Source organism: Dysgonomonas sp. ZJ709 (genome assembly GCF_011039195.1).
Lineage (GTDB): Bacteria > Bacteroidota > Bacteroidia > Bacteroidales > Dysgonomonadaceae > Dysgonomonas.
The window spans coordinates 41192-54335 of sequence record NZ_JAAKEM010000012.1; the positions used below are offsets into that span (position 1 = coordinate 41192).

Genomic DNA, 13144 nt, shown 5'->3' on the forward strand with positions numbered 1-13144 from the left:
TTAACACAATGCAATTATCATCTAAACAACAAGGGCATCTTATTATGCTCATTGTGATGTGTGTATTCGGCTTAAATATACCTGTCAATAAATACTTTTATTCAACAGGGCTTTTGTCGCCAATGGCGGTTACCGCATTGCGGATGTCGTTCGGTTCAGTAGCCTTCTGGTTAACCTCTCTTTTTATGCCTAAAGAAAAGGTAGACAAAAAAGATTTGTTGATTTTACTTTTAGGAGGTCTTTGCGGAATGGCTATAAACCAAGGACTTTTTGCTTATGGGCTTGGTCGGACTTCGCCCGTGGATGCGTCTATAATAACCACTAGCGGACCATTATTTGCTATGCTGATAGCAGCTTTAGTATTGAAAGAACCTATAACCCCTAAAAAAGTCAGTGGAGTCTTTCTTGGAGGGATAGGTGCTATATTTCTTGTTTACACAAGCCATAACGCCGGTGCAGGACAAGAAGGAGATGCTTTAGGTAATATATCGATAGCGAGCGCCTCTTTTTTCTATGCCTTTTATTTGGTTATTACCCGACCGTTATCCGGGAAATATTCACCTATAACGATGATGAAATGGATGTTTCTGTTTTCGGCGATTGTACTGATGCCATTCGGATATAAAGATATGTTAGAAGCGCCGTTGTTTCATCAAACTGATCTTACACCCTATGTTCTGATTGCGTTTACACTGTTTGGAGCTACTTTTTTTACATACATGATGATCCCCTTGGCTCAACGGCGGATAAGGGCGACAACTATTTCGATGTACAATAATGTTCAGCCATTGATAGCGTCGGGAGTTGCTATATTTATGGGTATGGATAGTTTTACAATCGAAAAGTTGATAGCTAGTATCCTTATTTTTAGTGGTGTCTATATGGTTACTCAAAGTAAATCGAAAGCAGATATCGAAACTGAAGCTGCTCGCTAGAATAATTTGTTTGTGTCTGCAAACAAAGCATATAAGAAAAAATAATGCGTACTTTTGTCCTCTCTCTTAATTATATACAGATGAAAAAAATAGGAATTGCACTACTACTGATCTTATTACCTTTAGCTTGCTCTGCTCAGTTTATTGGAGTGGGGGCACAATATGCTGATGCTAAAAGCAGAGGAAATGATTTTCAGTTTGCAGCCAGTTTGTCTTTTCCGACCTGGCACAAAAAAAATCCCATGAATACATTTATATCCAGCGGGATAGATTATACCGGAGGTAGCTCTCCTGTAGCCGGATTAAATATTAAGCCGATACAAATAAATTCGTTTTTGAGCGAATCTTTATTTAATAATAATCCATATACAATATTGGTTGGTTGTGATGCAGGCTATTTGTTTAATTTCAAAAATGGCAAAGATGGTGTAGTTATTACACCCAATATATATTTAGATTATAAATTCTTTTTCGTTAAAGCCGGATACGATTTTAATGTAACAGGTAATGAGCAACAATTTTTTGTTCGCGCAGGCCTAAGCTTTGGTATGGGCAGTTTCAAATCGTATGCTAAAACGGAAATTTGGTAATAGGCATTTTAGAGGATAATAAAAAATGAAAATAGCAGCGTTAGTATCGGGAGGGGTAGATAGTTCGGTAGTTGTACATCAACTTAAAGAACAAGGCTACGATCCTACGATATTTTATATACGAATAGGAATGGAGGACGAACAAGGTTATATTGATTGTCCTGCCGAAGAAGATATTGAAATAACAACCTATATAGCAAAGAAATATGGTTGTAAGATGGAAGTTGTGTCTTTACACGAAGAATATTGGGAGAATGTAGTGAACTACACGATCGATGCTGTGAAGCGTGGATTGACCCCAAATCCTGATATGATGTGTAACAAAATGATTAAATTCGGTTGTTTCGAACAAAAATGGGGACACGAATTTGACAAAATAGCAACAGGTCATTATGCCACGACAACCGAACTGAATGGAAAAACATGGTTATCCACAGCCAAAGACCATGTAAAAGACCAAACTTACTTTCTCGGACAAATAGATTATCTGCAAGCATCTAAATTGATGTTCCCGATAGGTAATTTATTGAAGAGTGAGGTACGGGCTATAGCCGCACAGCAATCCCTCCCATCAGCTCAGCGAAAGGACAGTCAAGGTATCTGCTTCTTGGGAAAGATTAATTATAACGATTTTATCCGTCGCTATTTAGGTGAGCGTCCCGGAAAAATAGTAGACTTAGAAACAGGGGAGGTTATAGGAAAGCACAACGGATATTGGTTTCACACCATTGGGCAACGTAAAGGACTCGGCTTAAGTGGCGGACCTTGGTTTGTTATAAAGAAAGATACTAAACGTAATATCATATATGTGTCTAATGGCTATGATCCCGAAACGCAGTATGGCAAAGTTGTCAATCTTGCCGGATTTTCATTTATTACAGAAGATATATGGGGCAATTTCGAAGGCTCTCGCGATATTACATTTAAAGTACGTCATACACCCGAATTTACAAAAGGAAGGATTGAAAAGATAGGAGATATTTATCGTATTTATTCCGATGAAAAGATACAAGGGATTGCTTCCGGCCAGTTTGGTGTAGTATATGATGCCGAATCAAAATTATGCCTAGGTAGTGGCATGATCGCCAATGATGAGTAAATAATTTATACGATCTCATATTTTTTTTGCTAAATATGCATCTTTTTGAAAACTTTCAGCAGATAGAACTTGTTGATATAATTGAGTTCTTAGGAACTATAGCATTTGCCATAAGTGGCGTCCGTCTAGCTTCGGCTAAGCGATTCGATTGGTTCGGTGCTATAGTAGTGGGATTTGTTACGGCTGTAGGAGGAGGAACACTCCGTGATTTACTCTTGGATGTGCCCATCTTTTGGATGAAATCGAGTATATACATATGGTGTACTCTTCTAGCATTTGTAATAGTTCTTTGTTTTCGTCGTTATCTTATACACATGAATAATGCCATTTTCTGGTTCGACTGTATCGGTTTAGGTTTATTTGTAGTGGTAGGATACGAAAAGGCTCTGATGCTCGATTATCCATATTGGGTATGTATTTTTATGGGAGTGATTACAGGAATTGTGGGAGGTATTACACGGGACATATTGATTAACGAGATACCTATTATTTTCACACAAGAACTTTATGCAGTGGCTTGTATTATAGGTGGAGTTATATTCAGCGCCCTTCATTTCTTCAATGTAGACCTCGCTATCTGTGAAATAGTAACAGCTGTATCAATTGTTGCTATTCGCATATTAGCCACTAAATTCCGCTGGACACTTCCGATAGTGAAAGGAGAAGAATAGATCGAAATTATTTTAATTGATTATATTATGAAGAGATTATTTTGTTTACTTGTTATATCTAGCCTTACAGCTTCAATCTATTTGAATGCACAAGAAGGTCAGAATGCTATTACGACTACTATTATGTCGTACAATATAAGAAATGGTCTGGGTATGGATCAGACTACAGATCTGCACCGCATAGCAGATGTAATCAACCATGTATTACCCAATGTAGTAGTACTGCAAGAGGTAGACAGTGTAACAGGACGAAATAATAAATTCGTATTAGAAGAACTCGGAGCACTTACAGACATGTACTATGTATATGCACCTGCTATCAAGTTTGATGGAGGTAAATATGGCATCGGACTATTATCCGGAGACTTACCCCAAGAATTTACTTCTGTTTCACTTCCGGGACGTGAAGAAGAACGAGTTTTATTAATTGCAGAATTCGAAAAGTATGTAGTATTCTGCACGCATTTATCTCTTACTCCCGAAGATCAATTAGCTTCTATTCCAATCATAAAAGAAGAAATGGCAAAAATAGAAAGTGGGAAACCGATATTTTTCGCTGGCGATCTCAATGCTCTGCCAGAATCAGAAACTATTAGTGCTTTAAAAAGTGACTTCAGCATACTGGGAGATACCAAAACCTGCACTTTCCCTGCAGATAAACCAGTTCAGTGTCTCGATTATATAATGGTCGCACCTAACGATAATGTAGTGAAACAAAAATTCAGTTTCGTTTACGACGAGCCTATTGCGTCTGATCACCGTCCGGTAGTTGTGGGTGTAGGATTTCTTGAAAAAGAATAATTCATTGCATAAACAAAATTGATATTAACATAATAAATATCTATTCGGTTTATTAGGTTTCTTGATTTCTAGCGTTTATCTTTGTAGTAGAAATTTAAGTAACATATAACTAAAACAACAATTTATTATGTCAGTATTAGTAGGAAAAAAAGCTCCTGTATTTAAGACAAATGCAGTAATCAACGGAAACGAAATAGTAGAAGGATTTTCTTTGGAACAATTCAAAGGAAAGAAATATGTAGTATTTTTCTTCTACCCTGCGGATTTTACATTCGTTTGCCCAACTGAAATTATTGCATTCCAAGAAAAAATAGCAGAATTCGAATCTCGTGGAGTAGCTGTTGTAGGCGCTTCTACAGACTCGGCATTCTCCCATTGGAAATGGCTCCAAACTGAACAAAACGACGGTGGTATCAAAGGAGTTAAATTCCCTCTTGTTGCAGACCAAACATTAATGATCTCTTCGGCTTACGATGTATTAGCAGGTCGTTTCGATTATAATGACGAAGGTGAAGATATCTTCGAAGGTGCACCTCAGGCATATCGTGGTCTTTTCCTAATCGACAAAGAAGGAATAGTTCGTCATCAAGTAGTGAATGACATGCCTCTAGGTCGTAGTGTAGAAGAAGCTCTTCGTGTAATCGATGCTCTTCAATTTGTAGAAGAACATGGTGAAGTTTGCCCTGCAAACTGGAAAAAAGGAGACAAAGCTCTTAAAGCAACACAAGAAGGTATATCTGATTACCTCGCTCAAAAATAATAAGAATACCCTTGTTTATAAAAGTATCTTAGAATAATTTAGTATAAGAAAGCTATAGTCAATAAGACTATGGCTTTTTTATATTTAAACCTTCGTTGGGGAACAATCCCATATATTATTTTTCATACCTTTGTAGTCAAGATTTAAAATTCAACATAATAGATATGCCAAAACATAATTTTGATGAGATTATTGACCGCAGAGGAACAGGTGCTATAAAAACAGATGTACTAAAAGAACGCTATGGACGCGAAGACCTGATATCGTTGTGGGTTGCCGATATGGATTTCCTTTCTCCCCCTGCTGTGCAAGAAGCTATTATTGAGAGAGCTCAACATGCTATCTTTGGCTACACGCATCCTAAGCAATCATACTATGATGCTATAATCAATTGGGTCGAAAGAAATCATGATTGGAAAATTGAGCAGGAATGGTTGAGCTATATACCCGGAATTGTAAAGGGCATTGCTTTTGTTATTGATTGCTTTATTGCCCGCGATCAGAAGGTTATTATTCAACCGCCGGTATATCATCCGTTTCGTATCATCCCGACCATGCATCATCGCACAGTTGTCGACAATCAACTTATTCTGGAAGCAGGGCAATATAAAATGGACTTGAAAGGATTGCAAAAAGCAATTGATCTTCAATGCAAATTACTTATCCTTTGTAATCCTCACAATCCCGGAGGTCGTGTATGGACTCGCCAAGAATTAGCTGATATAGCAGAAATCTGTTACGACAATAATATACTTGTTATCTCTGACGAAATACATTGCGATCTGACTCACGAGAACAATAAGCATATTCCATTTGCCACCGTATCTGAAAAAGCTGCACAAAACAGCATTACATTTATGGCTCCAAGCAAAACGTTTAACATAGCAGGAATCGTCAGTTCGTATTCAATTATCCCAAATAAAGCATTAAGAGATAAATTTCATGCCTACCTTGTAAGCAGTGAGCTAAACGAAGGCCATGTGTTTGTTTATCCGGCAACTGAAGCAGCTTACAATCGTGGCGAGGAATGGCTGAGTGAAGCCAAAGACTATATCTGGAAAAATATATTTTTTGTCGATGAATATATGAAACAGCATATACCACAGATAAAAGTAATGAAACCGGAAGCATCGTTCTTAATCTGGCTCGACTGTAAGGCTCTGAAACTGTCTCAGGCAGATCTTGTATCATTATTCGTAAACGATGCCAAATTGGCATTAAATGATGGAATGATGTTTGGTGCTGGTGGAGAAGGATATATGCGAATGAATGTAGGAACGCCACGCTCTATAATTGAGAAGGCATTGAATAATCTTAAAAAAGCAGTTGAAGCGAAACAAATCTAAACCCCGAATTGTTTAATAAGCAGTTGGATTTTAGATTTGAGGCACGATTATTGCTTTACGATATAAAATAAAAAAAGACCTTTATAGGGTCAATTAATTCATTAAAAACAAACAAATAAAGATGAAAATTTCTACAAATAAATTTGTCTCTTTATCTTACGATTTAAACGTAGGTGAAGGTGAAGAGCGTGAATTGATGGAAAGAGCAACAGTTGAAGCACCACTAGAATTTATCTTTGGTACAGGATCTATGCTTGAAGCATTCGAGAAAAATGTGGACGGGTTAGCAGAAGGTGATTCTTTCAATTTTGTGCTTACTCCTGAACAAGCATATGGTGAATATGACGACGAGCACGTTGTAGACCTTCCTCGCAATATTTTCGAAGTAGACGGTGCATTGAATGAAGAAGTTATTTTCGAAGGTAACACTGTTCCTATGATGGATACAAACGGAAACCGCCTGAACGGTTCAGTTGTGGAAGTTAAAGAAGATATAGTTGTTATGGACTTCAATCACCCGTTAGCTGGCGAAACATTAAACTTCTCCGGCAATGTTCTTTCAGTAAGAGAATCTACTCCTGAAGAAATTGCTGCATTATTTACACCTCAAGGTGGAGGATGTGGATGCGGTTCTGGATGTGGATGTGGCGACGGTGAAGAAGAGGCTGCCGGTTGTGGCTGTGGCTCATCAGAGGGTGGCGGTTGCGGTTCTGGCTGCAGTTGCTAATCCAAAACGTATATATCTGGAATGATTGACATAAATTATTGAAATCATTAAGGGTGTTTAAATAAAAAGTGTGGTGAAATTAATTTCACCACACTTTTTATTTATATTAAATTGAGAATATATTCCAGTTTATTCTTCCCCTACCAGCATAGAATCTCTATAACCAAGGAAATAAAGAATACCATCAAGCCCTACAGTAGACAATGATTGCTTTGCATTCTCTTTCACTTTTGGTTTCGCATGGAAAGCAATGCCCAATCCGGCAATACCCAGCATAGGTAAATCATTAGCTCCATCACCCACAGCAACGGTTTGGCGTATATCTACTTTTTCTACCTGCGCTAACAAACGTAATAATTCAGCTTTTCTTTTCCCATCAACGATATCGCCCACATAATTACCTGTAAGTTTACCATTTTGTATATCCAATTCATTTGCATATACGTAGTCGAAACCATATTTCTCCTTAAGGTAATTTCCGAAATAGGTGAACCCCCCTGAAAGAATTGCAATCTTATAACCACTCTTTTTCAGAATGCGGATCAAGCGCGTCATACCTTCTGTAATAGGAAGATTCTCGGCTATTTCTTTCATCACCGACTCGTCGAGCCCTTTCAATAAACCTACACGTTGCTTAAAGCTCTCTGAGAAGTCTATTTCTCCACGCATAGCTGCTTCGGTAATAGCTTTTACCTGCTCTCCTACCCCTGCACGTTCTGCCAGCTCGTCGATAACCTCAGTTTGGATAAGGGTTGAATCCATATCAAAACAAATCAGACGACGCATACGGCGATACATAGATTCTTCTTGAAAAGCGATATCTATTCCTTGCTGACTTGCCAAGCTCATAAAGTCTTCCTTCACGATCTTTTCATCGATTAATGTACCTCTGATTGATAATTCTATGCAAGACCTGCTGGAACGTTCCAATTCTTCGAGAGGTATACGCCCTGTCAGCCGGGATATTTTTTCAATATTCAATTTATATTTTTGTGCAACTTGCGCAGCTGCCGATATGTGCTCTGCCGAAAGAGAGCGACCAAGAAGAGTTATTATATATCGGTTCTTAACCCCTTGCAATTGAACCCATCTACAGTAAGCATCTTTTGTAATAGGTGAGAAACGGATCACAACACCAATTTCAGTAGCCTTGAATAGCAAGTCCTTAATGACCTCACCGGCATTAGAAGCTTCGAACATCATTGCTAACGACAAAGAATGATGTATATTGGCTTGACCTATATCAAGAATGTTTGCTTTATGCTTAGCCAGTACAGCTGTTAAAGCCGCCGTAACACCCGGTTTATCCTCTCCGGATAAGCTAGCCAATATGATTTCTGAAGTATCCATAGGAAAGAGGATTTGAATATTATCGTTATTATTATATAGAGTTAAGTAGCCGATTTTCCGCTGAAGCAATCTTATCAAACTCGAATTGATCGATAACACGTTGTTTCATCAAGTTGATTTCATCGTTGCATAGGTTTCCGATACTACCTTCATGTGTATGATGCACTTTTTTATTATGTTGAAAGTTTCCTTCTTCTATTTCCAAACCTACTTTTTTATAAGCATCACGAAAAGGAACACCTTCGAGTACAAGACGATTTACTTCTTCTACACTAAAAATGTATAAGTATTTATCATCATCAAGTATATTTTCATTTATCTTCACCTCGCTCATCATACGCTTTACCATTTGCAAACAATCATTCATTTCCTCAAATGATGGGATGAATAACTCTTTGATTATCTGCAAATCGCGAAAATATCCGGAAGGAAGATTATTTGTAATCAGTGTAATTTGATTTGGTAATCCTTGTATTTTATTACACTTAGCTCTTGTCAATTCAAATACATCGGGGTTCTTTTTATGAGGCATGATACTCGACCCTGTAGTATATTCGTCAGGCAATTTGATAAAACTGAAATTCTGACTATTAAACATACATGCATCGAATGCCAATTTGGATAGTGTAGCAGCAATGCTCGCAATAGCAAAAGAAACTATACGTTCCATTTTGCCTCGTCCCATTTGAGCGTACACAACATTATAATTCATTGAATCGAAACCAAGCAGATCGGTCGTCATCTGGCGGTTAAGAGGAAAAGACGAACCATAACCGGCCGCTGATCCTAATGGATTTCGATTACATATTTTGTATGCAGCTTGCAACAGTTGCAAATCATCGACCAGACTTTCGGCATACGCACCAAACCACAAACCAAATGAAGAAGGCATAGCTATCTGCAAATGGGTGTAACCCGGCATTAAAACATCTTTATATTTTTGACTTTGATGTAAAAGTAGATCAACCAAGCTAGATACGGAATTAACTAGCAAATGTATCTGATCGCGTGTGAAAAGCTTCAGATCGACTAGAACCTGATCGTTACGGGAACGTCCGCTGTGAATTTTTTTTCCTACATCACCCAATTTACGGGTGAGCATCAATTCTACCTGAGAGTGTACATCTTCAATACCTTCTTCTATACTAAATTTGCCATCGACAGCAATTTGATAGATATCTTTTAATCCTTTCAACAAAACCGACAGTTCTTCTTTTGTAAGTAGACCTATCGATTCTAGCATCGTAATATGAGCCATAGATCCTAGAACATCGTACGGTGCCAGATAGATATCCATTTCTCGATCACGCCCTACTGTGTAAGTTTCAACATCTTTGTTGACTTGTACGCTTTTCTCCCAAAGTTTCATTTATTCGATTGTTCCTTGATTTAAAATAGTATCATATGGCAGCGTTGCCAATAAATCAGCGACTTTATCCAATCCTTGTTGTAATGGTTTTGAAACCATCGGCTTCAAAAACGGGCTAAGCTCTGCTTTAATTGTCAGCTTCAACTTAGTTTCATTCTCAGACGAAGCCTTTAATTGGATCCACATAGTCACACCAAAAGGGACTTGTTCTGCTTCGAACTTAATAGTTGAATTAGGTTCTCTGCTGACAACAACAAATCTAACTTTTCCTACCGGATCTACAGATACCGTGCATGAATCTTTATCGAATGTAAATTCTTTGATTTTATCTTGAGGAATTCTATCTTTCGCAAGTTCCAGATTATTTAAATCTGAAAGCACTGTGTAAACATCCACATCTGAATGTGGAATGGTTTTTATCTCACTTGTAAATTCTGCCATCAATAAATTTTATTTCCAATCAGCAGGCGCTTTTCGCCATTCTTGCAATGTTTCTAAATCAGATTCGGCTATATAATCGATGCGCAATGCTTCATCTAGAATTGCGTCATAATCGGTTAATGTGATTAATTTTACTTTGGCTTGTTCAAACCTCTCGGTTGCAATAGGAAAACCATAAGTGAAGTTAGCAACCATACCTATTACTTCTGAACCATCTTTACGAATTACATCTACTGCTTTTAAACTACTAGTTCCCGTAGATACTAAGTCTTCTACAACTACTACTTTGCTACCTAACTTCAGATCACCTTCTATCAGATTCTCCAAACCATGATCTTTAGGTGTTGCGCGTATATAAACAAATGGCAAACCTAAAGCATCGGCAACCAATGCCCCCGGCGCAATTGCACCTGTAGCAACTCCTGCAATGGCATCAACATCAGGAAAATTCTCTATAATAAGACGGCTCAATTCTATTTTAAGAAATGTGCGTACTTTAGGATAAGAAATTAGCTTTCTATTATCACAATAAATAGGTGACTTCCAGCCTGATGCCCAAGTAAAAGGATTAGCCGGTTGTAGCTTAACAGCTTTGATACTAAGAAGCTTTTCTGCAGTTATTTTTTCTAACGTTTCCATGGTTCCAAAGAATAATAATATTTTTGATACAAAGATACATATTCTATAGGTAGTATAAAATAAAATTAAGATTTAAAAAGATAAGAATTATACTGTTTGGTATTTTCCAGTTAAGAGCAGATTCTTTGTGAAAAAATATGAACTTCAGAACGTATGTTGATGTCTTATATACTAAGTAGGTGCAAAACAAAAGCAGGCCGTCTTTTCAGACAACCTGCTCGTATAGAAAAGCCGCATTGATGGATATAGCCGAAACTCCTAAAAACAGGATTTGAGTGCCTTGATACCTTTGTAATCCACTGCGCAAAGCAACCCGAAGGTGTGGCCCGCCATTAGAACCAAGTGCTTGTCTCGGTAGTTGTATTCATTGATGAGTTTCCCAATCGATCAATACGACTTAAGCTTTTCTTTTCCTTAATTCAAATGTATGTAGAATATTTTGAAAGAACAAATGAATTTAGACTATTTTGCTTTTTTTATTAGTACTACATCCACAATTAGAACATCCACAATTACCCTTTTGTTCATTCTTCGAAAAGAAGAATCCATATACTTTATATATAACTAACAGAGCAACAATGACTCCTATTATAATAACAATTATTTCCTGCATTGTATTGTAATTTTATATAACAAAGATATGTATGATAAAGAGAATAATGGGTTAAATTGGTTTAAAAGAAATCAAAAAGAGGCAAAAAAGATAGGCTATCACTTATGTGACAACCTATCTTATCAATACTTTATGTATTATCAACATTCAATTACCAACCTGCATTTTGCTGACCAGCCAATGTTGGATTACGAACTATATCATTTACTGGAATAGGCCAGATAAAACGTTTATCTGTATATGGTATAAATAAAGCACTACCAAACCAAGCATCTTGTATTGGAGCTCCAACTACAAATACACCTAATCCTTTCATATTATTATATTCCAATTTAGCAGGTATACCGCCGGATGGAGACATATCATCCACAGCTAAGCGATGGATATCCTCCCAACGACGTCCTTCGCCCTGAAACTCGATACGTCTTTCCCATAAGATGGCATCCACAAATGCTTTTGTTGTTGAAAACTCAGCTGCTTTATATTGTTGACTAGCTGGATCTGCCAATGAGCGATTTCTTACTGCATTCAACAGATTAAGAGCAATATCTTTGTGTCCCGCACGCAAAGCCGCTTCTGAATAATTTAGTAAAACTTCAGCATAACGAATAATAGGAGCATACTCTTCATTAGTTGTAGGGTTTTGATATTTATCATTGAAATAATATTTATCAGACTCCCTGTAAAACAATAATTTACGACGTTTATCATCAGCTTTCCAATATTTTGAGTTATAAACAGTTGGAGATGCTGTACAAATGGCACGGCCACCTGTACGCGCAGACATCATGGAAGCCATAGCACCATTCACGCTTGCATTATCTGCTGAATTATTTTCTATAGAGAAAATAGATTCGCTGTTATTTTGATATGACCAGAAAGGAGTTGCTGGATCAACTTCCAAAGCATATCCTCCTATTTCACTTTTGAAAGGCGCTTGCGTTGCTCCACTTGTTAATTTTTTAGCTTCTGCTTCCACACTAGCCCAATCACGCTTATGCAAGAAAACTCTAGTCTTCAAAGCAATAGAAGCACCTTTTCCTGCACGAGTTATAGGGAAACTTGCACCCCCCAAACTTGAAATTGTCTCTGGAAGTAAAGTTTCTGCCTGATTTAAGTCAGTCAGTATCTGCGTGTATGTTTCTTCTACAGTAGAACGTCCTATAGTTAAAGCAGCTGCTACTTCTTCTGGGGTATTTATAGCTGTAAGATAAAGAGGTAACCCATAATTATTATTTCCCGTTACATTATATGGTAAAGCAAAATGGATAAGTAAGTTATGGTATGTCAGTGCACGAAGAAAATATAGTTCGCCTTTATACTGATTAGCACGAGACTCTTCTAATACCCCGATACTTAATGCATAGTCAATGCCCTTTAATACCGTATTCACCCTATTTATACACTCAAAAGACGTTTCCCACATATATCTATTGTTCGCAGTAGCTGTACTATAGGTAGCTCTATAAGTTAGCGCAAAAAATTCGGCAGTCAAGTTCATATCCTCGCCCCTCATTTCGCCCTGTATAATACTCGCCGCCCCAAATGGATAACCACGAGAGTATGAATCGCCATAGCGTCCTTGTTGTGCCGCATCATAAGCACCAACAACAGCCAGATCACAGCGCTCAGGTGTCTCATAAGCAGTCATGTCTGACAAATTAGCCACGGGCATTAAATCCACTACACTATCTTCACATGAAGTGAAAAAAGGTAAAATAACAATAGCTAGCCCCAATGTTATCTTAGCTATATATTTATGTTTTTTATTTTTTAACATCATCTTTTATTTTACTAAATTAG

At 37.5% G+C, this 13144-nt stretch carries 14 protein-coding genes; 8 read left to right on the forward strand and 6 right to left on the reverse strand.

Annotated elements, in window-relative coordinates; all coding sequences use genetic code 11:
• The first annotated feature begins 8 nt into the window (after nucleotides 1-8).
• The 8 genes from G7Y56_RS09805 (at nucleotide 9) to G7Y56_RS09840 (ending at nucleotide 6929) form a co-directional block, all read left to right on the forward strand.
• The gene (locus G7Y56_RS09805; protein ID WP_165043104.1) at nucleotides 9-935 is read left to right on the forward strand and encodes a DMT family transporter; all 927 of its coding nucleotides are present in this window, start codon (nucleotides 9-11) and stop codon (nucleotides 933-935) included.
• Nucleotides 936-1015: 80 nt separating this feature from the next.
• Complete coding sequence (locus G7Y56_RS09810; RefSeq protein WP_165043105.1) at nucleotides 1016-1525, forward strand: hypothetical protein; 510 nt, start codon at nucleotides 1016-1018, stop codon at nucleotides 1523-1525.
• Nucleotides 1526-1550: 25 nt separating this feature from the next.
• Complete coding sequence (gene mnmA / locus G7Y56_RS09815; protein WP_165020775.1) at nucleotides 1551-2624, forward strand: tRNA 2-thiouridine(34) synthase MnmA; 1074 nt, start codon at nucleotides 1551-1553, stop codon at nucleotides 2622-2624.
• A gap of 35 nt (nucleotides 2625-2659) precedes the next feature.
• A complete protein-coding gene (locus G7Y56_RS09820) occupies nucleotides 2660-3295 on the forward strand; it encodes a trimeric intracellular cation channel family protein (protein ID WP_165020774.1) in 636 nt (211 codons plus the stop codon).
• 27 nt (nucleotides 3296-3322) lie between these two features.
• Nucleotides 3323-4096 (forward strand): endonuclease/exonuclease/phosphatase family protein, encoded by a 774-nt coding sequence (locus G7Y56_RS09825; RefSeq protein WP_165020773.1) that lies wholly within the window; start codon nucleotides 3323-3325, stop codon nucleotides 4094-4096.
• A 127-nt stretch (nucleotides 4097-4223) separates the two neighbouring features.
• Complete coding sequence (locus tag G7Y56_RS09830; RefSeq protein WP_165043107.1) at nucleotides 4224-4856, forward strand: peroxiredoxin; 633 nt, start codon at nucleotides 4224-4226, stop codon at nucleotides 4854-4856.
• Between the two features lie 164 nt (nucleotides 4857-5020).
• Nucleotides 5021-6202, forward strand: a complete 1182-nt coding sequence (locus G7Y56_RS09835) for a MalY/PatB family protein (RefSeq protein WP_165043109.1) — start codon at nucleotides 5021-5023, stop codon at nucleotides 6200-6202.
• 121 nt (nucleotides 6203-6323) lie between these two features.
• Nucleotides 6324-6929: a peptidylprolyl isomerase gene (locus G7Y56_RS09840; protein WP_165043110.1), complete on the forward strand. Its 606-nt coding sequence runs from the start codon at nucleotides 6324-6326 to the stop codon at nucleotides 6927-6929.
• A gap of 129 nt (nucleotides 6930-7058) precedes the next feature.
• Here the strand turns inward: G7Y56_RS09840 and serB are convergent, their stop codons facing one another.
• From serB to G7Y56_RS09865, 6 genes are all read right to left on the reverse strand, one after another.
• Complete coding sequence (gene serB / locus G7Y56_RS09845; protein WP_165043112.1) at nucleotides 7059-8279, reverse strand: phosphoserine phosphatase SerB; 1221 nt, start codon at nucleotides 8277-8279, stop codon at nucleotides 7059-7061.
• Nucleotides 8280-8310: 31 nt separating this feature from the next.
• Entirely contained in the window at nucleotides 8311-9648 is a 1338-nt protein-coding gene (gene argH / locus G7Y56_RS09850; RefSeq protein ID WP_165043114.1) for an argininosuccinate lyase, read from the reverse strand.
• Nucleotides 9649-10089 carry an SRPBCC family protein gene (locus tag G7Y56_RS09855; RefSeq protein WP_165043115.1) on the reverse strand — a complete coding sequence of 147 codons (441 nt, stop codon included), beginning with the start codon at nucleotides 10087-10089 and terminating at the stop codon, nucleotides 9649-9651.
• Between the two features lie 9 nt (nucleotides 10090-10098).
• The gene (gene pyrE / locus G7Y56_RS09860) at nucleotides 10099-10728 is read right to left on the reverse strand and encodes an orotate phosphoribosyltransferase (RefSeq protein ID WP_165020766.1); all 630 of its coding nucleotides are present in this window, start codon (nucleotides 10726-10728) and stop codon (nucleotides 10099-10101) included.
• Nucleotides 10729-11185: 457 nt separating this feature from the next.
• Nucleotides 11186-11341 carry a hypothetical protein gene (locus tag G7Y56_RS18860; RefSeq protein ID WP_370457681.1) on the reverse strand — a complete coding sequence of 52 codons (156 nt, stop codon included), beginning with the start codon at nucleotides 11339-11341 and terminating at the stop codon, nucleotides 11186-11188.
• 151 nt (nucleotides 11342-11492) lie between these two features.
• Complete coding sequence (locus G7Y56_RS09865) at nucleotides 11493-13121, reverse strand: RagB/SusD family nutrient uptake outer membrane protein (RefSeq protein WP_165043117.1); 1629 nt, start codon at nucleotides 13119-13121, stop codon at nucleotides 11493-11495.
• Nucleotides 13122-13144: the final 23 nt, after the last annotated feature.

Bases quoted from the DNA above. Each gene is read 5' to 3' on its own strand.
- G7Y56_RS09810 (WP_165043105.1), top strand. From the start codon at position 1,016: ATGAAAAAAATAGGAATTGCACTACTACTGATCTTATTACCTTTAGCT.
- G7Y56_RS09855 (WP_165043115.1), bottom strand. From the start codon at position 10,089: ATGGCAGAATTTACAAGTGAGATAAAAACCATTCCACATTCAGATGTG.
- argH (WP_165043114.1), bottom strand. From the start codon at position 9,648: ATGAAACTTTGGGAGAAAAGCGTACAAGTCAACAAAGATGTTGAAACT.
- G7Y56_RS18860 (WP_370457681.1), bottom strand. From the start codon at position 11,341: ATGCAGGAAATAATTGTTATTATAATAGGAGTCATTGTTGCTCTGTTA.
- G7Y56_RS09805 (WP_165043104.1), top strand. From the start codon at position 9: ATGCAATTATCATCTAAACAACAAGGGCATCTTATTATGCTCATTGTG.
- G7Y56_RS09835 (WP_165043109.1), top strand. From the start codon at position 5,021: ATGCCAAAACATAATTTTGATGAGATTATTGACCGCAGAGGAACAGGT.
- pyrE (WP_165020766.1), bottom strand. From the start codon at position 10,728: ATGGAAACGTTAGAAAAAATAACTGCAGAAAAGCTTCTTAGTATCAAA.
- mnmA (WP_165020775.1), top strand. From the start codon at position 1,551: ATGAAAATAGCAGCGTTAGTATCGGGAGGGGTAGATAGTTCGGTAGTT.
- G7Y56_RS09865 (WP_165043117.1), bottom strand. From the start codon at position 13,121: ATGTTAAAAAATAAAAAACATAAATATATAGCTAAGATAACATTGGGG.
- serB (WP_165043112.1), bottom strand. From the start codon at position 8,279: ATGGATACTTCAGAAATCATATTGGCTAGCTTATCCGGAGAGGATAAA.
- G7Y56_RS09830 (WP_165043107.1), top strand. From the start codon at position 4,224: ATGTCAGTATTAGTAGGAAAAAAAGCTCCTGTATTTAAGACAAATGCA.
- G7Y56_RS09825 (WP_165020773.1), top strand. From the start codon at position 3,323: ATGAAGAGATTATTTTGTTTACTTGTTATATCTAGCCTTACAGCTTCA.
- G7Y56_RS09840 (WP_165043110.1), top strand. From the start codon at position 6,324: ATGAAAATTTCTACAAATAAATTTGTCTCTTTATCTTACGATTTAAAC.
- G7Y56_RS09820 (WP_165020774.1), top strand. From the start codon at position 2,660: ATGCATCTTTTTGAAAACTTTCAGCAGATAGAACTTGTTGATATAATT.